The 17857-nt window shown below is 68.5% G+C and carries 13 protein-coding genes and 4 pseudogenes; 8 read left to right on the top strand and 9 right to left on the bottom strand.

Translation table 11 applies throughout. From position 1 onward, the window contains the following. Positions 1-10 precede the first annotated feature (10 nt). Together ACQ858_RS18900 and ACQ858_RS18895 are read left to right on the top strand one after the other, a co-directional pair. On the top strand, positions 11-472 hold the full coding sequence (locus tag ACQ858_RS18900) for a rhodanese-like domain-containing protein (protein ID WP_431274117.1): 462 nt from the start codon (positions 11-13) through the stop codon (positions 470-472). 142 nt (positions 473-614) lie between these two features. Further along, positions 615-1388: a type III pantothenate kinase gene (locus ACQ858_RS18895; protein WP_431274116.1), complete on the top strand. Its 774-nt coding sequence runs from the start codon at positions 615-617 to the stop codon at positions 1386-1388. A gap of 127 nt (positions 1389-1515) precedes the next feature. On the opposite strand, the gene ACQ858_RS18890 is transcribed toward ACQ858_RS18895, so the two are convergent. Together ACQ858_RS18890 and ACQ858_RS18885 are read right to left on the bottom strand one after the other, a co-directional pair. Beyond that, a complete protein-coding gene (locus ACQ858_RS18890) occupies positions 1516-2613 on the bottom strand; it encodes a M14 family metallopeptidase (RefSeq protein ID WP_431274115.1) in 1098 nt (365 codons plus the stop codon). Next, a complete protein-coding gene (locus tag ACQ858_RS18885) occupies positions 2610-3824 on the bottom strand; it encodes a M20 aminoacylase family protein (protein ID WP_431274114.1) in 1215 nt (404 codons plus the stop codon). The genes ACQ858_RS18890 and ACQ858_RS18885 overlap by 4 nt, the downstream gene beginning before the upstream one ends. A gap of 85 nt (positions 3825-3909) precedes the next feature. Here ACQ858_RS18885 and argE point away from each other — a divergent pair, with 85 nt between their 5' ends. Beyond that, a complete protein-coding gene (argE, locus tag ACQ858_RS18880; protein WP_431274113.1) occupies positions 3910-5136 on the top strand; it encodes an acetylornithine deacetylase in 1227 nt (408 codons plus the stop codon). After that, positions 5133-6356, top strand: a complete 1224-nt coding sequence (locus ACQ858_RS18875) for a DUF445 domain-containing protein (protein WP_431274112.1) — start codon at positions 5133-5135, stop codon at positions 6354-6356. The genes argE and ACQ858_RS18875 overlap by 4 nt, the downstream gene beginning before the upstream one ends. On the opposite strand, the gene ACQ858_RS18870 is transcribed toward ACQ858_RS18875, so the two are convergent. Beyond that, positions 6353-7474: an ABC transporter substrate-binding protein gene (locus tag ACQ858_RS18870; protein ID WP_431274111.1), complete on the bottom strand. Its 1122-nt coding sequence runs from the start codon at positions 7472-7474 to the stop codon at positions 6353-6355. The genes ACQ858_RS18875 and ACQ858_RS18870 overlap by 4 nt on opposite strands. Before the next feature lie 74 nt (positions 7475-7548). On the opposite strand from ACQ858_RS18870, the pseudogene ACQ858_RS18865 reads away from it, so the two are divergent. From ACQ858_RS18865 to ACQ858_RS18855, 3 genes and pseudogenes are all read left to right on the top strand, one after another. Beyond that, positions 7549-9572, top strand: a pseudogene (locus ACQ858_RS18865) (molybdopterin-containing oxidoreductase family protein). A 50-nt stretch (positions 9573-9622) separates the two neighbouring features. Then, positions 9623-10726 (top strand): aminopeptidase, encoded by a 1104-nt coding sequence (locus ACQ858_RS18860; RefSeq protein ID WP_431276900.1) that lies wholly within the window; start codon positions 9623-9625, stop codon positions 10724-10726. Further along, a complete protein-coding gene (locus ACQ858_RS18855; protein ID WP_431274110.1) occupies positions 10719-11033 on the top strand; it encodes a polyhydroxyalkanoic acid system family protein in 315 nt (104 codons plus the stop codon). Before ACQ858_RS18860 ends, ACQ858_RS18855 begins: the two co-directional genes overlap by 8 nt. Positions 11034-11052: 19 nt before the next feature. Here ACQ858_RS18855 and ACQ858_RS18850 read toward each other — a convergent pair whose 3' ends face one another. After that, on the bottom strand, positions 11053-11307 hold the full coding sequence (locus ACQ858_RS18850; RefSeq protein ID WP_340356983.1) for an acyl-CoA-binding protein: 255 nt from the start codon (positions 11305-11307) through the stop codon (positions 11053-11055). Positions 11308-11410: 103 nt separating this feature from the next. Between ACQ858_RS18850 and ACQ858_RS18845 the strand changes: the two are divergent. Next, positions 11411-12406 (top strand): annotated as a pseudogene (locus ACQ858_RS18845) (O-antigen ligase family protein); the annotation flags it as partial. 299 nt (positions 12407-12705) lie between these two features. On the opposite strand, the pseudogene ACQ858_RS18840 reads toward ACQ858_RS18845, so the two are convergent. From ACQ858_RS18840 to ACQ858_RS18820, 5 genes and pseudogenes are all read right to left on the bottom strand, one after another. Continuing rightward, positions 12706-13622 (bottom strand): annotated as a pseudogene (locus tag ACQ858_RS18840) (polysaccharide deacetylase family protein). Between the two features lie 5 nt (positions 13623-13627). Continuing rightward, entirely contained in the window at positions 13628-14668 is a 1041-nt protein-coding gene (locus tag ACQ858_RS18835; protein WP_431274109.1) for a bifunctional UDP-4-keto-pentose/UDP-xylose synthase, read from the bottom strand. A gap of 28 nt (positions 14669-14696) precedes the next feature. Next, positions 14697-15650, bottom strand: coding sequence for a formyltransferase (locus tag ACQ858_RS18830; protein WP_431274108.1), 954 nt, complete (start codon positions 15648-15650; stop codon positions 14697-14699). 58 nt (positions 15651-15708) lie between these two features. Beyond that, positions 15709-16692, bottom strand: a complete 984-nt coding sequence (locus tag ACQ858_RS18825; protein ID WP_431274107.1) for a glycosyltransferase — start codon at positions 16690-16692, stop codon at positions 15709-15711. A gap of 18 nt (positions 16693-16710) precedes the next feature. Further along, positions 16711-17848 (bottom strand): annotated as a pseudogene (locus ACQ858_RS18820) (DegT/DnrJ/EryC1/StrS family aminotransferase). Positions 17849-17857 lie beyond the last annotated feature (9 nt).

Below are 17857 nucleotides of genomic sequence, written 5' to 3'. Positions count from 1 at the left end.
ACCCATCAAGATGACCAAACCGGAATCGAACTCGCCGTCGGCCGATCTTCCCGCTTCGGAGCGATTCGGCGTCAGGCCCGCGGCAGGCTATGCCGGCGACGTGACGCCCGAGCAGGCCGCGCAGTGGATGACGAGCGGCGAGGGCGTGCTCGTCGACGTGCGCACCGACGCGGAACGCGAGTGGGTCGGCTACGTGCCGGGCGCAGTCGGTCTCGCCTGGAAGCAGTGGCCGGGAATGGCGCTCAACGGTGATTTCGACGAGGGCGTGCGCACCGCGGTGCCGGCCGGAAAGAAGGCGTTGCTGCTGTGCCGCAGCGGCGTTCGTTCGATCGCGGCCGCCGGGCGTGCGACCGAACTCGGCATCGAGGCCTACAACATCCTCGAAGGCTTCGAGGGCGATGCCGATGAGCAGGGCCACCGCGGTCGCAAGGGCGGCTGGCGCCTTCGCGGCCTGCCCTGGAAGCAGAACTAGAACCCGATCTCGCCCCCCACCCAGAAGACCCGCGGGACCGGCTCGGCCGGGCCGCCGGGTTTGCCCCCTGGAAGGGGTGCCCGAGCCACACGCAGTGTGGCGAGGCTGGGGGTGAGTCAGAGTTCATTTAATAATGCCGCGCATGGCATTCCTCGCGATCGACATCGGCAACACCCGCCTCAAGTGGTCACTCTATGACGCCGCGCAGCCCGGCGCCGGGCTGCTGGCGCATGGCGCGGAGTTCCTCGATCACATCGAGCGCCTTGCCGAAGGGCCATGGGCTGACCTTCCGGCTCCCGCTTCGATGCTGGGCTGCGTGGTGGCCGGCGACGCGGTGCGGCGACGTGCCGAAGAGCAGGTGACCGAGCGCTTCGATTGCTCGCCGCGATGGGTGGTATCGAGCGCCGCGGAAGCCGGCATCGTCAACGGCTACGACCATCCGACGCGCCTGGGCGCCGACCGCTGGGTCGCGATGATCGGGGCGCGGCATCGCATGCTGTCGCAAGGTCCGGCGCGGCCGATGGTGGTGGTGATGATCGGCACGGCGGTCACGGTCGAGGCGGTCGACGTCAACGGCAAGTTCCTCGGCGGGCTGATCCTTCCGGGGCACGGGATCATGCTGCGTGCGCTCGAATCCGGCACTGCGGGCCTTCACGTGCCGACCGGCGAGGTGCGCGAGTTTCCGACGAACACCAGCGATGCGCTCACCAGCGGCGGCACCTACGCGATCGCGGGCGCGGTGGAGCGCATGGTTCAGCACCTGCGCGCGCACTGCCACGCGGAGCCGGCCTGCTACATGACCGGCGGTGCGGGGTGGAAGATGGCGCCGAGCATGAACGGGGACTTCGAACTGGTCGACAGCCTCATCATGGATGGGCTGCTGGTGATCGCCCAGGAACGCATGCTGCCCGGCTGAGCAAGGCCAGGGCCCACCCCCAGCCTCGCCCACTGCGTGTGGCTCTGCACCCCCTCAAGGGGGCGCACCCTTGCGGCCCGGCGAAGCCGGTTCCGCGGGTGCCCTGGCATCGGCTGCGCCGCTCGTGTCAGGGGGCGTTCAATCCATCCACGGCCTGGAACATCGCCTGCCGGGCCCGGCTGACGATCTGGCCGCGCCACGCATCGGTGTCGGTGTAGAAGGCCTCCAGCATCGTGGCGCGGATCGAGGTCGCGAGTTCTTCCGGCGCATCCGGATGGTTGTGCAGCCAGTGATCGCCGCGCAGCGCGGCCATCACTTCGAGCAGCGGCAGCGTGCCGTATTCGAGTGCCATGCCGGTGTACTCGGCCTTCGGGCACTCCTCGTAGATCGCGCTCCAGTTGAGTCCCGTGAGGAAGGCGGAGGCCGACGAGCCGTCGTAGATCGAGGTCACCGGTGTGCCCGGCGAACCCCACCACGCATCGGCGCGCGCGAAGGCCTGCTTGTCGTCCCGGCACGCAAAGATGCGCTCGCCGACGCCGTTGGGTCCGAGGCCGGTGTGGATGTCGATCCATGCGAGCCTGCGTGCGCGCTGGCCGTGTGTGCGCAGCACGTCGCGGAAGGTCTTGTTGCTCCACGTCGGCGCGTTGCCGCCGAAGAACATGCCGTCCTCGAACTGGTACTGCCCGCGCGTGACCGCCGCCTGATAGGCCGGGGCGCCATGCTGCGCGATCCACGCCGCGATCGCCGCGTTGTTCTCATCCGTCGGCGGCCATGTGTCGGGCAAGAGCAGCGGATGCAGGCTCGCATAGGCCTCGTTCACCGGCGGCGGCTGCTCGAAATCGAAGAAGTTGCGGTTGAGGTCGACGTTCTCGTTGGTCACCCGTCGCCCGTGCGAAAAGCCGTGCGGGTTGAGCGCATGGACGTAGAGCACCGCCACGCCCTGCGAGCGCGCCTTCTCGCGCCATTCGTCGTCGTGCAGCGCGAAGACCTGCACGCCGCTGCCGCAATGGCCCTCGACGCCGTGGCAGCCGCTGGTCACGAGCAGCATGCGCTCGGCATTCGGGTTGCCGTCGAGCGCGACGTCCATCGCGAGCTCCTCGCCGTCGCGGCCCTTCAGCGGATGCACGTGCGACCGCACCGCGAGCCCTGCGTTCGCGCAGGCCTGCAGGAACTTCTGGCGCGCGAGGAAGTAGCGCGAAGAAAAGGCTTCGCCGATGCCGATCATGCCGACTTCCCCTCAGGCGCCCTGGGTGTGTTGAGGTACTGCTCGGCCAGTCGCACCCACAGGGTCGCGCCGAGCGGAATCAGGTTGTCGTTGAAGTCGTAGCTCGCGTTGTGCAGCGTGCACGGCCCGGCGCCGTGGTGCATGTCGCGGTGCAGTCCGTCGCCGTTGCCGATGAAGGCGTAGGCGCCGGGCTTGGCCTGCAGCATGAAGGAGAAGTCCTCGGCGGTCATCGCGGGTTCTTGCACCAGCACATTCTCGGCGCCGACGATGCCGGCCATCACGCGCCGCGCGAAGTCGGCTTCGGCCGGTGTGTTGATCGTGGGCGGATAGGTGCGGATGAATTCGAAGTCAACCTCCGCGCCGTGCGCCGCGCAGATGTTCTGCGCGATCTGCCGCATGCGCGATTCGATGAGGTCCAGCACCTCGATCGTGAAGGTGCGCACCGTGCCGCGCAGCTCGGCATCGTTCGGCGTCACGGTCGGTGCCTCGCCGGCATGGAACATCGTGACCGAGATGACGCCCGCATCCACCGGCTTCATGTTGCGCGTGAGGATGGTCTGGAAGGCCTGCACCATCTCGCAGGCGATCGGCACCGGGTCGATGCTGGTGTGCGGCAGCGCCGCATGGCCGCCCTTGCCGCGCACGACGATGCGGAACTGGTTGCTCGATGCCATCACCGGCCCGGGGCTCACCGCGAACTGTCCGGCCTTCATGCCGGGCCAGTTGTGCATGCCGAAGACGGCTTCCATGGGGAACTGCTCGAACAGCCCTTCCTTGATCATCTCGCGCGCGCCGCCGCCGCCTTCCTCGGCCGGCTGGAAGATCAGGTAGACCGTGCCGTCGAAGTGGCGGTGCTTCGCGAGATGCTGCGCGGCCGCGAGCAGCATCGTGGTGTGGCCGTCGTGGCCGCAGGCGTGCATCTTGCCGTGGTGCTTGCTCGCGTGCGCGAAGGTGTTGAGCTCGGTCACCGGCAATGCATCCATGTCGGCGCGCAGGCCGACTGCGCGGTCGCTCGTGCCGTTCTTGACGATACCCACCACGCCGGTGGTGCCCAGCCCGCGATGGATGGGGATGCCCCACTCGGTCAGCTTGTCCGCGACCACATCGGCGGTGCGGACTTCCTGGAAGCAGAGTTCGGGGTGGGCATGCAGATCGCGTCGCACCGTGGCCATGCCCGGGGCCTGGGCGACGAGAGAGTCGAGGAGATTCATGGTGAGGAGTCTAGGCTTTGCCGCGAACGCCCGCAAAGATCGCGCCCTGCCGGACATCCCGGGACTTTCCTGGACAATGCCTTTCATGGCACATGTGCTTTCCACCCGCAGCCTCGAACTCGCGCAGACGCTCGTGCGCATGAACACCGTGAGCACCCGGAGCAACCTGGAGCTCATCGATTTCGTGCGCGATCACCTCGCGGGCCTCGGCATCCGCAGCCGGCTGACCTACAACGCCGACAAGACCAAGGCGAATCTCTTCGCCACGCTGGGCGCGGGCAAGAAGGCGGGCGTGATCCTCTCGGGCCACACCGACACGGTGCCGTGGGACGGGCAGGCGTGGAGCGTGGACCCGCTCTCGGCCATCGTTCAGGACTGGCCGCAGACCGACGCGGATGCGGAGCGCGTCGTCGACGAGCCGCGGCTCTACGGGCGCGGGTCGGCCGACATGAAGAGCTTCATCGCGGTCGCGCTCGCCAATGCCGGGCACTTCATCGAAAGCGATTCGCCCTTCGCGGTGCACTTCGCCTTCACCTACGACGAGGAAGTCGGTTGTTTCGGCGTGCGGGAGCTGATCGCGGACATGAAGGACCAGGGCATCAAGCCGCTGGCCTGCATCGTCGGCGAGCCGACGATGATGGTCCCGGCGATCGCGCACAAGGGTGTGTATCGCTTCAAGTGCTGCGTGCGCGGCAAGGAGGCGCATTCGTCGCTCACGCCGCAGTCGGTCAACGCGATCGAGATGGCGGCGCGCGTGGTCGGCAAGCTGCGCGACATGGCCGAGGGCTTCGAGCGCGACGAGCCGCGCTACGAGGGCTTCGACGTGCCTTTCAGCACCGCGAGCGTGGGCCAGTTCCATGGCGGCATCGCGGACAACGTGGTGCCGCGCGATGCGGAGTTCCGCTATGAATTCCGCAACCTGCCGACGAGCGACGTCGCGAAGATGCAGAAGGAAGTCGTGGCCTATGCGCAGCGCACCGAGGCCGCGATGAAGAAGGTCGCGCCCGATGCGGGCTTTCGCTTCGAGCCGATCTGCGAGGTGCCGAGCTTCCTCGGCTCCTCCAGCGACGCGGTCACGCGCCTCGCCCAGCGGCTCGCCAGGGAGCTGCGCACCACGCTGGTCGGCTTCGGTACCGAGGCGGGCATCTTCAAGAACGCGGGCATCCCCACGGTGGTGTGCGGCCCCGGCAGCATCACGCAGGCGCACCAGCCCGATGAGTACGTGACGCTCGAACAGCTCGCGCGCTGCGAGGACTTCCTGCGCGGCCTCGGCGGTCACCAAAGAGATCCGCTGAATCTCCTGGCGCCATGAAGCGGATCGCGCTCGGCCTGCTCTGCGCCGCCGCGCTGCTCTATGCGGTGGCAACGACGCTCGAAGCCGGGCATCCGGCCTGGGGCTACGTCGCTGCCTTCGCCGAGGCGGCGATGGTCGGCGCGATCGCGGACTGGTTCGCGGTGGTCGCGCTGTTCCGGCATCCGCTGGGACTGCCGATCCCGCACACCGCGATCATTCCGGCCAACAAGGACCGCATCGGCGCGAAGCTCGCGGGCTTCATCTGCAACAACTTCCTGAGCACGCCGCAGGTGCTTTCGAAGCTCGGGGCGTTCGATCCCTCCGCGCGGCTCGCGGACTGGCTCTCGCGGCCGGACCGCGCGGAGAAGCTCGGCGAGCACCTCGTCGCCGCAGTGCGCTACGGGGTCACCGCCTTCGACGACGCACGGGTGCGAGGCTTCCTCGGCCGCATGGCCTCGGCCGGAATCGCGCAGATCGACATGTCGCGCCTCGCCGGACAGGCGCTCGATGCACTGACGGCCGGCGGACGCCATCAGGCCTTGCTCGACGACGTGCTGGTGCAGGTCGCGCACCTCGTCGAGGGCGACGAAGTGCAGGAACGCATCACCGAAGCCATCGCGCGCGAGATCAAGGCGCTACGCTACGTGGGGCTCGACCAGGTGGCGGCGCGGGTCGCGACCCGCAAGATCGTCGATGCGGTCGCGCGCACCGTCGGCGAATTGGCGGACGACCCGGCGCATCCGCTACGGCTTCGCTTCGACGAATTCATGGCCGGCTTCATCGAGCGGCTCAAGACCGATCCGGAGTTCCGGCGGCGCGGCGAGGCCATCCGCGCCGAGCTGCAGGCGCATCCCGCGCTCGGCGACTACCTGCATGGCCTGTGGAGCGAACTGCTCGCGTGGCTGCATGACGATCTCGCGAAGGACGATTCGAGCATCCGCCGGCGCATCGTCGCGATGGCCGGCACCCTGGGCGCAAGGCTGAGCGCGGACGAAGCGATGCGCCGCTGGATCAACGAACAGATCATGGACGCCGCCCCGCGCGCGATCGAGCGCTACCGCGAGGACATCCGCCGCTACATCATCGAGCGGGTGGCCGAATGGAACGCCGAGGAGATGACGATCGAACTCGAACGCCACATCGGTCGCGACCTGCAGTTCATCCGGGTGAATGGGACGCTGGTGGGCGGGCTGGTGGGGCTGGGGATCCACGCTGCCACCCAACTCTTGAAGCCTTAGGTCCTGATCTTGCCTTCCGCCGTGATCATCGACAGCTCGACGAACTTCGACGCCACATGGTTCTTCGGCGAGAACGACACGTCGAACCCGGCGAACTGCTGGCGGTCGATGCTTTCGAGCCCCGCGATCAGCCCGTCGCGCGAGGGCTTTCCGGTTGAACGCCGCAGGCCTTCGACCAGCACCTTCGCGGCCAGGTAGCCCTCGACGCTCGAGAAGTTGGCCTTGGTCGCGCTGTTGCTCTTGCGCACCGCCTCGTTGAACTCCCGCGTGATGCCGTTCGCCGCGTTGTAGGGGGAGGGCACGACCTGCGTGACCACCACGCCGGCGCCGTCCTTGCCGAGTTCGTCCGCGAGCGCCTGCGTGCCCACGAAGGACACATTGAAGAAGGTGCCGCCGTAGCCCGCCTTGCGCGCCTCGCGGATGAAGGCCGCGCACGACTTGTAGGCGCTCACCTGGACCACCGCGTCAGGCTGCGCCGCCACGATGGCCTTGACCGCCGCCGACACGGCAACCGAGTTGCGCTCGACCGTGGCGAGCGCGACCGGCCTCAGGTCGAGCTGCGACAGCGCGAGCGTCACGCCGTCGAGGCCCGCCTTGCCGTAGGCGTCGTTCTGATAGAAGACCGCGATCTTCTTGAGACCGAGGTTCGTGAGCTGCTTGACGATCACCGCGGTCTCGTCGTTGTAGGAGGCGCGCAGGTGGAAGACGTTGCGGTGGAACGGCTCGCGCAGCGACATGGCACCGGTGAACGGCGCGATGAACGGCACCTTGGCGTTCACCGCCTGCGGCAGCGCCGCGAGACTCGTGGGCGTGCCGATATAGCCGAAGAGCGCGAAGACGTCCTCGTCGATCAGCTTCTTCGTGTTCTCCGCGCAGCGATCGGGCTCGTAGCCGTCGTCGAGGAACTTGATGACCACGTTGCGGCCGGACTGGGCGTTGTACTGGTCGAGGAAGAGCTTCGCGCCCTCGTAGAACTGGATGCCCAGTTGCGCGGCCGGCCCGGTGAACGGGGCGGACTGGCCGAGCACCAGCGGCGTCTCGCTCTGGGCCCGCGCGAACTGGAAGCCGGCGAGCGCCGCGGCGCCCGTCGCGATCGAAAACTGTCTGCGACTCAGCATCGTGAAAACCCCTTCGCGCGCTTTTCCGGCGCACAACTTAGACTCGACCGGTTCCCGCTGTCCCGGCCGATTTCATGACCTCCCCAACCCGCGTCCTCGGCGCCTGTCCGCACGACTGTCCCGATACCTGCGCGCTCGTCACCACCGTGCAGGACGGCATCGCCGTCAAGCTCCAGGGCAACGAGGCGCACCGGCACACGGCCGGCGTTCTCTGCACCAAGGTTTCGCGCTACATCGAGCGCAACGACCATCCGGAACGTGTCGTCCAGCCGCTGAAGCGTTCGGGCCCCAAGGGGAGCGGCCGCTTCGAACCTGTGAGCTGGGACGCTGCCCTCGATGACATCGCCGCGCGGCTGAATGTACTGAGAAGTAACAGTCCTGAAAAGATTGTGCCCTACAGTTACGCGGGCACCATGGGTCTTGTGCAGGGGGAGTCGATGGACCGTCGCTTTTTCCACAAGCTCGGTGCGTCGCTCCTGGACCGGACCATCTGTTCCACCGCCGGGGGAGAGGCCTTAGGTTTTACTTTGGGCGGCAAGGTCGGCATGCGAACCGAGTTCTTCGCCGAATCGAAGCTGATCCTGATCTGGGGCAGCAATTCGATCGCGAGCAACCTCCATTTCTGGCGACACGCACAGGCGGCCAAGCGCGCCGGAGCACGGCTGGTGTGCATCGATCCGCGCAAGACCGAGACCGCCGACAAGTGCGACGAGCATGTGGCGCTGCTGCCCGGCACCGATGCCGCGCTGGCGCTCGCCCTGATCCACGAGCTGATCGTGAACGACTGGCTCGATCGCGACTACATCGAGCGATACACCCTCGGCTGGGCGCAGTTGCGCGAGCGCGCGCTGCAATGGCCGCCGTCGCGCGCGGCCGCGGTGTGCGGCGTGCCCGAGGCGCAGATCGTCGCGCTCGCGCGCGCCTACGGCACCACGAAGCCGGCCGCGATCCGCCTCAACTATGGCATGCAGCGTGTGCGCGGCGGCGGCAATGCGGCGCGCGCGGTGGCCTGCCTGCCGGCGCTGGTCGGGGCATGGCGCGATCGCGCCGGGGGCTGCTGTTGAGCAGCTCGGGACTCTTCCCCGTGGATCGCGCGGCCTTGCAGCGGCCCGACCTGCTCGCCGGCCGGCAGCCGCGCACCATCAACATGAGCACCATCGGCGACGCGCTGCTCGATGCCGCGAATCCGATCGAGGCGCTGATCGTCTACAACAGCAACCCGGTGGCGGTCGCGCCCGAGTCGGGCAAGGTGGTGGCCGGCTTCGCGCGCGAGGACCTCTTCACGGTGGTGCTGGAGCAGTTCCAGACCGACACCGCCGACTATGCCGACTACGTGCTGCCCGCCACGACGCAGCTCGAGCACTGGGACATCCATTTCAGCTACGGCCACACCGACGTGCTGCTCAATCGTCCGGCGGTCGCGCCGCGCGGCGAGGCGCGCAGCAACACCTGGGTCTTTCGCGAGCTCGCCGGGCGCATGGGTTTCGACGAGCCCTGCTTCTCCGACGACGACGAAGCCCTCTGCCGCGCGGCCTTCCCCGCCGAAGCGGTCGATTTCGGGGAACTGGAGGCGAACGGCTTCGCCACGCTGAAGCTGCCGGATGCGCCTTATGCGGAGGGCAACTTCCCGACGCCATCCGGCCGCTGCGAATTCTTCAGCGCACGGCTCGCGGCGACGGGCCAGGACGGCCTGCCGGACCACGTGCCCAACTACGAGGCGGCGGGAAGCTCCGGCGAATTCCCGCTCGCGATGATCTCGCCGCCGGCGCGCAACTTCCTCAACTCCAGCTTCGTCAACGTGCGCAGCCTGCGGTCGATCGAGGGCGAGCCCTTGCTGGAGATCAACGAGGCCGATGCCAGCGCACGCGGCATTGCCGACGGCGCGACGGTGCGCGTCTTCAACCAGCGCGGCGAATACCGCTGCCGCGCCGAAGTCTCTCGGCGCGCGCGGCCCGGCGTGGTGCATGGGCTCGGCATCTGGTGGCGCAAGCTCGGCCTGGACGGCACCAACGTCAACCAGCTCACCAGCCAGCGGCTGACCGACATCGGACGCGGCCCGACCTTCTACGACTGCCTGGTCGAGGTTGAGCGGACGTGAAACGCGCGCGCTGGGTGATCGCGGCAGGCGCGGTCCTGGTGGGGCTCGCCATGCTCGCGGGCTGTGCGGACATCCGCTACTACTGGCAATCGGCCAGCGGCCACATCGACCTGATGCGCGCTGCGCGCCCGGTGCCGGAATGGCTCGAAGACCCGTCCGCCCCCGAGTCGCTCAAGGCCGGGCTCGAGCTCTCGCAACGCATCCGCCGCTATGCGGTGTCCGAACTCGATCTGCCCGACAACGCGAGCTACAAGGCCTATGCCGACCTGCATCGGCCGGCCGCGCTCTGGAACGTGGTTGCCGCGCCGCCGCATTCGCTCACGCTCAGGACATGGTGCTTTCCGGTCGCGGGCTGCGTGGGCTATCGCGGCTACTACGACGAGGCCGCCGCCCGCGTCGAAGCCGCGGCGCTGACGGCGCAGGGCCTGGAGGTGGCGGTCTACCCGGTGCCGGCGTATTCGACGCTCGGGTGGATGAACTGGGCCGGCGGCGATCCGCTGCTGTCCACCTTCATCGGCTATCCCGAAGGTGAGCTCGCGCGCATCGTGTTCCACGAGCTCGCGCACCAGGTGCTGTACGTGCAGGACGACACCATGTTCAACGAGTCCTTCGCGACGGCGGTCGAGCGCATCGGCGGCGCGCGCTGGTTGAAGACGCAGGCGAGCGAGGCCGCGCGCCTCGAATATGCGCAGTTCGATACGCGCCGCCAGCAGTTCCGCGCACTGGCGGCCGACACGCGCCGCGCGCTGCAGGAGATCTACGCGTCCGACGAGGCCAAGGCGCAGGACTGGAAAGCGGTCGATGCCAGGAAGGCCGCCGCGATGGACGAATTCCGCCGCCGCTATGCGGCGCTCCGTGCGACGTGGACCGGGCCGCGCCAGGGCGCCTACGACGCCTGGGTGGCGCGCGCCAACAATGCGGCCTTCGGCGCGCAGGCGGCCTACGACGACCTCGTTCCGGGCTTCGAAGCGCTGTTCGAGCGCGAAGGCGAGAACTGGCCTCGCTTCTACGCCGCGGTCAAGGATCTGGCGGCGCAACCCAAGGCAGGCCGCGATGAGGCGCTGCGCACCCCGGCGCCGCAACCGGACGAACTCATGCAAACCCAGTCGCCTTGCTGCAAGCGCGACAACATCAACGGAGATCGAGGTGCCTGACATCCAGATCGAGCGCCAGCATCAACTGGGCCTCCCGGCCGCGCGCGCAGTCGCGCGGAAACTCATGCAGAAGGTCGAGCAGGATTTCGGAATGGAATGCCGCTACGACGAAGGCGAGGCGCGCGATACGGCCCGTTTCGGCCGGGCCGGTGTCGATGGCAGCGTGGAGGTCAGCGCCGACACCTTCAGGCTCGAAGCAACGCTGGGAATGCTGTTCGCCAACTTCGGCGACGAGATTCAGCGGCGCCCGGCCGCGAGCCTCGACAAGCTGCTCGGCACCGCGGCGCCGGCGGCGGGCGATGCCTGAGGCCGGTCGGCCGCGCGCTTCAGCGCAGCGATTCGATCAGGTCGATGTACTGCTGCTTGGCTTCGTCGGCGCTGAGGCCCTTGCGCGAGGTCCAGGCGTCCCATTTGGCGCGCGCGACGATGTCGCTGAAGCTGGGTTTCTTCTCGGTGTTGTCGCCCGCGGTGGCCTGCTTGAAGAGGCCGTAGATCTTGAGCAGCGTCGGATTGTCGGGGCGCTCGGCGAGCAGTTTGGAATTCGCCTGGGCGGCTTCGAAGAGGGCGTTGAGGTCGGACATTTCGACTGGGTTGGCAAGGAAAAACGTCATCTTAAGTGACGAAAACGTTCAAATATCGCGCGGTGCCATCGTGCCGGGCGAGCAGAGATTCATTCATTCATTCATGACGAGATCGCAGGCCCATCCACCTGAAATCGAGCGCGCGCTGGCTGCCGCCGTGCCGCGGGCGCCATTCGTGCGCGCTGCCGCGCTGTTGTGGGGCTGTGTGGTCTTCATGCCGGTGGGGCTCAACTATATGGCGGCGGGGCTGCTGATCGTGGCGCTGCTGACGGCGGGCGGCTTTCGCCAACGCGCGGCGCGGTGGCGCAGCGACCCGCTGCGGTGGCCGATCCTCGCCTTGGTCGCGTGGGTGCTGGTCGTGCTGGCGCTTCGGCCGCACCATCCCGAGACCGGCCTGAGTCTCTGGCACGACGCGCGCATCGCCGTGACGCTCGCGCTCACGCTCCTGCTGTCGGTCGAGGAAACGGTGTGGGCGCTGCGCGGATTCCTGCTCGCGGCCGCGTTCGCGGTGGTGGTGATCGTGCTCGGGCACACGGTGGGGCTGCCGAATCTGCCGATCTGGCACAACGTGCTCGTGATGAAGGGCAACAAGTCGATCAACGATGCGCTGCTGTTCGCACTCATCGGCGCGTCCTCGGCGGTCTGGGGGCTCGCGCATCTCAACGACACCCGCGACCGTTGGCACTGGGCGGGTCCGGCGTTCGCGGTAACCATCGTGACCGCCGTCATCGTGACCGTGACGCTGCCCAATCGCACCTCGCTCCTTGGACTGCTGCTGGCGGTCTTCGCGGCCTGCGTGCATCAGTGGCGCGGCCGTTTGCGGGTGCTGGCCGTGGCGCTGTGCGTCGGCGCGGTGGTGGCGGCCGGGCTGGTGTGGCAGGCGCCCTCGGTGCAGGAGAAGTTCACCCTCGGGATTCACGAACTTGAGGCCGCGCAGGCGGGCGCGGTGTCGGAGGGGAGCTGGGTGGTGCGCTTCCACATGTACCGCGAGACGACCGGGATGATGCTCGACGCGCCGCTCGCCGGGCTGGGGCTCGGAAGCTGGACGCCGGAATGGCACCGCCGCGGACCGAAGCTGCTGTACGACTACAGCATGCCGCACAACGACTTCCTGTGGCTGGGCGCGGAGACCGGCGTGCCGGGGCTGTTGATCCTGGTGGCACTGTTCATCACCGGGCTGGTCATCGCCTGGCGCCGGCACGACATCACCGGCCGGCTGGCCTTCGTGGCGATGCTGATCCTGCTCGTGGCGACCTGCGTCAACTCGGCGATGCGCGATGCGGCGATCGGGCTCAGCCTGCCCTGGATCGCATTCCTCTACCTGCACCTCGCGCGCGCGCCCGGCAACCCGTGGGTCGGGGTGCCGCCGGGCAGGTGGGGGCGCTGCTGCGCGGGTAGTCAGGCGGGGGCGTGCAGGGGCGAGCCCTGCACCGCGAGCAAGCCCGAGCGCCCCGGCACACTGCCGAGCGCGATGCGATGCCGCGGCAGCGTCGCGGTGGGTGCGCTGTCGCGCAGCTCGCCAAGGTCCACCAGCGAGTGGCCCTGCGCCCGCCAGCCGTCGATCAGCCGGCGGAACACCGGCAGCAGCTTCATGCCCTCGAGCTCGGCATGCAGCGTGTAGACGTGGTCCTGCGTCGCGCCTTCGGTCAGCGCGAGCAGATGCGTGTGCACGTTGTCGACGGTGAGCCCGTCGACGCCGATGAGTTCGTCCAGCGTCGGCAGCGTGGTCGGGTACTGCGCAGGGCCGAGCACCGTGCCGTTGTCATCCACGGGCACGAAGGGATGGGTGCCGCGGGTGTCCGACGCATAAGTGATGCCGAGCGTGGCCTCGGCTTGCGCGGCGGCCGCGTTGAACTGCCAGCCCGCCGCGCCGTGCAGCCGCGGCGGCGAGCCGAAGATCTCGGCATGCCGCTCCGTGGCGCGGCGCATTTCACGCAGCGCCCAGCCTTTGTCGCGTCCGATGAGGTGGTCCTGCCAGCGCACGTGGTCCCAGCAATGCACGCCGACCTCGAAGCCTTCGTCGCGAACGGCGCGCAGCCGGGCGGCCTCGCGCAGGCCGATGTCGGGCCCGGGCAGCAGCACGCCGTACATCAGCGTCTTCAGGCCGTAGTGTTCGACCACCGAGGTGCGGGAGACCTTGCTGAGAAACCCGGGCCGGAACACCCGCAGGATGGCGCGGCCGGTGTGGTCGGGCCCGAGGCTGAAGAGGAAGCTGGCGCCGGCGTCCTTGTCGGCCAGCAGCTTCATCAACGGGGGACACCCTCGCGCGTGCCGCGCAGGGTGTCGACGTCGACCTTCAGTGCGATGCGCGGCATCGCGCTCAGGCTTCCAGGTCGGCGGTGGCGACGTGGTCGCTGTAGTAGGCGAACAGCGCGCGCAGCGCTTCTTCCATGCCCACGGTGGGCTTCCAGCCGAGATCGGCCACCGTGTTGCGGATGTCGGGCACGCGCTGCAGCACGTCCTGATAGCCGACGCCGTAGTAGTCGGCGGCCGCAACGTCGATGAGCTCCACCTTGGCGGCTGCGTCGCGGTACTCGGGCAGGGAGGCGGCAAGGCTCAGCATCATCTGGGCGAGCGCGCGGATGGAGTGGTTGTTGTCGGGGTTGCCGATGTTGTAGATCTTGCCGTCGGCGATGCCGTCCTTGTTGGCGATGATCTTCACCAGTGCGGAGATGCCGTCGTCGACGTAGGTGAAGGCGCGCTGCTGGCTGCCGCCGTCCACGAGGCGGATCGGCTCGCCGCGCACGATGTGGCCCAGGAACTGGGTGATCACGCGGCTCGAGCCTTCCTTCGGCGCATGCAGGCTGTCGAGGCCGGGGCCGATCCAGTTGAAGGGGCGGAAGAGCGTGTACTGCAGCCCTTCCTGCTGCCCGTAGCCATGGATCACGCGGTCCATCAGCTGCTTGGCGCAGGCATAGATCCAGCGCGGCTTGTTGATCGGGCCGTAGACGAGGTTCGTCGCTTCGGGATCGAAGCCCGCGTCGGTCGACATGCCGTAGACCTCGCTGGTCGACGGGAAGACCACGCGCTTCTTGTAGCGCACGCAATGGCGAATGATCGGCAGGTTGGCTTCGAAGTCGAGTTCGAACACGCGCAGCGGCTCGCGCACATAGGTGGCCGGCGTGGCGATGGCGACCAGCGGCAGCACCACGTCGCACTTCTTCACGTGGTATTCGATCCACTCCTTGTTGATGGTGATGTCACCCTCGAAGAAGTGGAAGCGCGGGTTGTCGAGCCACGGCGCGACGCGGTCCGACTGCATGTCCATGCCGTGGACTTCCCAGTCGGTGGTTTCCATGATGTGGCGCGTCAGGTGATGGCCGACGAAGCCGTTGACGCCGAGGATCAGGACTTTGAGCATGTTTGGGTTTCCTGGATAAATGGGAGATTCAGGCGTCGGCTGCAAGCCAGCTGCCCGAGGAGAGGGTTTCGAATGCCTGGGCGTCGAGCGGCGCGCTGTCGCCATCGCGCCGCGCCGCCAGCACGCGCAGCGCATGGCCGTCGTCCGCGATCAGCCACAGCGCCGCGCCGTCGTGCCACAGGCGCAGGCCGCGGCCGGGCGCGTCGGGCAGGGTGTCGGTGCGCAGGGTGCGCTCGATGAAGATGCGCTGCCCTCCGAACGACGCGAACGCCGGCGGGTAGGGCGGCGCGACCGCGCGCACCAGGTCGTGGATCTGCCGTGCGCTCGCGTGCGGTGGAATGCGCCCGTCTTCCGGACGCCGCCCGCCGAAGTAGCGGCCCTTCGAGAGGTCCTGCGGACGCTCGACCGCCGTGCCGTCGAGCATCGCCGGCAGCGTTCGCGCGAGCACGATTTCCGCCGCCAGCGTCACCTTGCCGAAGACCTCGTGCGCGGTGTCGTCCGAGAGGATCGGCACCGCGAACTGGTCGACGATCGCGCCGTTGTCGGGCTTCTCGGTCATGCGGTGCAGGGTCGCGCCGGTCTGGCGCTCGCCGTGCAGGACCGCCCAGTTCACCGGCGCGCGGCCGCGATACTGCGGCAGCAGCGAGCCATGCATGTTGAACGCGCCGCGCTTGGGCAGGTCGAGCCAGTCGCTCTTGAGCATCTGCCGGTAATAGAACGAGAAGAGGAAGTCGGGCTGCATGGCGCGCGCGGCCTGCAGCAGCTCCGGATCGTGCGGGTCCGCGGGCGTGACGCAGCGCAGGCCGTGCTCCGCCGCGACCGTGGCCACGCTGCGGAACCAGATCGTCTCCCCGGGCGAGTCGGTGTGCGTCACCACCAGCGGCACGTCGACGCCGGCGTCGAGCAGCACGCGCAGGCAGCGTACGCCCACGTCGTGGTAGGCGAAGACGATCGCGCTCGGGGCGCGTTGTCCACTGCTCATAAAGCGATCTCCGTGCTTCGCACGGCGGTGCGAGCGCCTTCGGCTGGCCGGGCGGCGCTCATTGGCGGCGCTCCAGGATCGCATTGACCAGGTAGCGCGGGCGCGCGCGGACTTCCTGGTAGATGCGCCCGATGTATTCGCCGAGCAGGCCGATGCCGAATAGCGCCAGGCCGACCAGCAGGAAGACCAGCGCGAACAGCGTGAACACGCCGCCCTCTTCGGGGCCGAGCACGAGTCGGCGGGTGGCCAGCAGGATGAACAGCGCCCCGGAAAGCAGCGAAACCACGATGCCCAGCATCGAGAAGGCCTGCAGCGGCACCAGCGAGAAGCCGGTGACGAGGTCGAAATTCAGGCGGATCAGGCTGTACAGCGAGTACTTCGATTCGCCGGCGTGGCGCGCTTCGTGGCCGACCTCCACCTCGGTCGGATTCTTCGAGAACTGATAGGCCAGCGCCGGAATGAAGGTGTTCATTTCCTCGCACTGGTTGATGAGCTGCACGATGTCGCGGCTGTAGGCGCGCATCATCGAGCCCTGGTCGTTCATGACGATGCCGGTCAGGCGAAAGCGCAGCCGGTTCATCGCGCGCGAGGCCCAGCGGCGCCAGGCGACGTCCTGGCGGTTGCGGCGGATGGTTCCGACGCAGTCGAAGCCCTCGTCCATGGCGGCGAGAAGCAGGCGAATGTCCTCGGGCGGGTTCTGCAGGTCGGCGTCGAGCGTGAGCACGCGATCGCCGCGGCAATGCTCGAAGCCCGCAAGGATCGCGCGGTGCTGGCCGAAGTTGCCGTTGAGCAGCACGACGCGCGTGACATCGGGCCGCTGCTCGAACTGCGCGGCCAGCAGCGAGGCGGAGCGGTCGCGGCTGCCGTCGTCGATGAAGACGATCTCGTAGTCGACCTTCAGCGCATCGAGCGCCGGATAGAGCCGCGCGAAGAGCGCGGCCAGGCCGGCCTCCTCGTTGTAGACCGGGATCACCACGCTCAGCGTCGGGCGGTCCGCCGCGACACTCGGCCGGCTGATGGCGGGGTGGGCTGCGTCGTTCATGGTCGTCGTCGCCTCCTGTCAGGACAGTGTGGCGGTCACCGTGGCGACCGCGTCGATGACGCGGTCCACGTCGGCGTCGGTCATCGCCGGGAAGAGCGGCAGCGTGATCGTGCGCGCGCCGATGTCCTCGGCCACCGGGAAGTCGCCGGCGGCGTGGCCGCGTTGCCGGAAGAGCGAAAAGAGATGCATCGCCGGGTAGTGCACGCCGACGCCGATGCCCTGCGCCTTCATGCCGGCGAGGAATTCGCCGCGGCGTGGTGCGAGCCGGGGCGGCAGCAGCGGCTGGAACATGTGCCAGTTGCCGTGCCCCTCGAGGTCGGCCGGCGGCAGCGTGAAGCCGAGCGCCGGGTCCCACCGGGCGAAATAGCGCTCGGCGAGCTGGCGCCGCCGCCGGTTGAAGTCATCGACCTGCCGAAGCTGGCCGAGGCCGATGGCGGCAGCCACGTCGGTGAGATTCGCCTTGCCGCCCCAGGAGTCGACCTCCATGCCGCCGTCCGGCAGGCGCGTCACGCCCTGCAGGCGCAGCTTCTCGAACCGCCGCGCCTCGTCTTCGTTGTTGAGGACCAGTGCAACCGCCCTCGGAGGTCGTGAAGTTCTTGTTCGCGTGGAAGCTGAACGAGACCAGGTCGCCGAAGCTGCCGATCTCGCGGCCGCCCCAGTGCGCGCCGAAGGATTGCGCCGCGTCTTCGATCACGCGCAGCCCGTGCTTGTGCGCGAGTGCGTTGAGCCGGTCGCGGTCGACCGGCAGGCCGGCCAGGTCGACCGGGATCAGCGCGCGGGTGCGCGGGGTGATGGCACGTTCCACCAGGTTCAGGTCGATGTTGCGGGTGACCGGGTCGGCGTCGACGAACACCGGCGTCGCACCGACGGCCAGCACCACGTTGGCGGTCGCCACCCAGCTCAGGGGCGTGGTGATGACCTCGTCGCCGGGCCCGATGCCGCAAAGGCGCAACCCGAACTCCAGCGAAACGGTGCCGGAGTTGACGAGGCGGACGGGGCGGCCGCCCAGCCGCTGCGACAGCGCGGCTTCGAGTTCGGCGCACTTGGGGCCGGTCGTGATCCAGCCCGAGCGCAGCACATCGCCGACCTCGGCGATCGTGCGCTCGTCGATCGACGGGCGGGTGAAGGGGAGGAAGGGCCGCGTGCTCATGCACAGCTCCCGGTA

The organism is Variovorax ureilyticus (assembly GCF_050632185.1).
GTDB lineage: Bacteria > Pseudomonadota > Gammaproteobacteria > Burkholderiales > Burkholderiaceae_C > Variovorax > Variovorax ureilyticus_A.
This window is presented reverse-complemented; position numbering and strand designations above follow the sequence as displayed.

What these genes read in the sequence shown, in the direction of transcription:
- ACQ858_RS18830 (WP_431274108.1), bottom strand. Translation starts at nt 15,650, where the DNA reads ATGAGCAGTGGACAACGCGCCCCGAGCGCGATCGTCTTCGCCTACCAC.
- argE (WP_431274113.1), top strand. Translation starts at nt 3,910, where the DNA reads ATGGCACATGTGCTTTCCACCCGCAGCCTCGAACTCGCGCAGACGCTC.
- ACQ858_RS18875 (WP_431274112.1), top strand. Translation starts at nt 5,133, where the DNA reads ATGAAGCGGATCGCGCTCGGCCTGCTCTGCGCCGCCGCGCTGCTCTAT.
- ACQ858_RS18895 (WP_431274116.1), top strand. Translation starts at nt 615, where the DNA reads ATGGCATTCCTCGCGATCGACATCGGCAACACCCGCCTCAAGTGGTCA.
- ACQ858_RS18900 (WP_431274117.1), top strand. Translation starts at nt 11, where the DNA reads ATGACCAAACCGGAATCGAACTCGCCGTCGGCCGATCTTCCCGCTTCG.
- ACQ858_RS18860 (WP_431276900.1), top strand. Translation starts at nt 9,623, where the DNA reads ATGCTCGCGGGCTGTGCGGACATCCGCTACTACTGGCAATCGGCCAGC.
- ACQ858_RS18850 (WP_340356983.1), bottom strand. Translation starts at nt 11,307, where the DNA reads ATGTCCGACCTCAACGCCCTCTTCGAAGCCGCCCAGGCGAATTCCAAA.
- ACQ858_RS18825 (WP_431274107.1), bottom strand. Translation starts at nt 16,692, where the DNA reads ATGAACGACGCAGCCCACCCCGCCATCAGCCGGCCGAGTGTCGCGGCG.
- ACQ858_RS18835 (WP_431274109.1), bottom strand. Translation starts at nt 14,668, where the DNA reads ATGCTCAAAGTCCTGATCCTCGGCGTCAACGGCTTCGTCGGCCATCAC.
- ACQ858_RS18870 (WP_431274111.1), bottom strand. Translation starts at nt 7,474, where the DNA reads ATGCTGAGTCGCAGACAGTTTTCGATCGCGACGGGCGCCGCGGCGCTC.
- ACQ858_RS18890 (WP_431274115.1), bottom strand. Translation starts at nt 2,613, where the DNA reads ATGATCGGCATCGGCGAAGCCTTTTCTTCGCGCTACTTCCTCGCGCGC.
- ACQ858_RS18885 (WP_431274114.1), bottom strand. Translation starts at nt 3,824, where the DNA reads ATGAATCTCCTCGACTCTCTCGTCGCCCAGGCCCCGGGCATGGCCACG.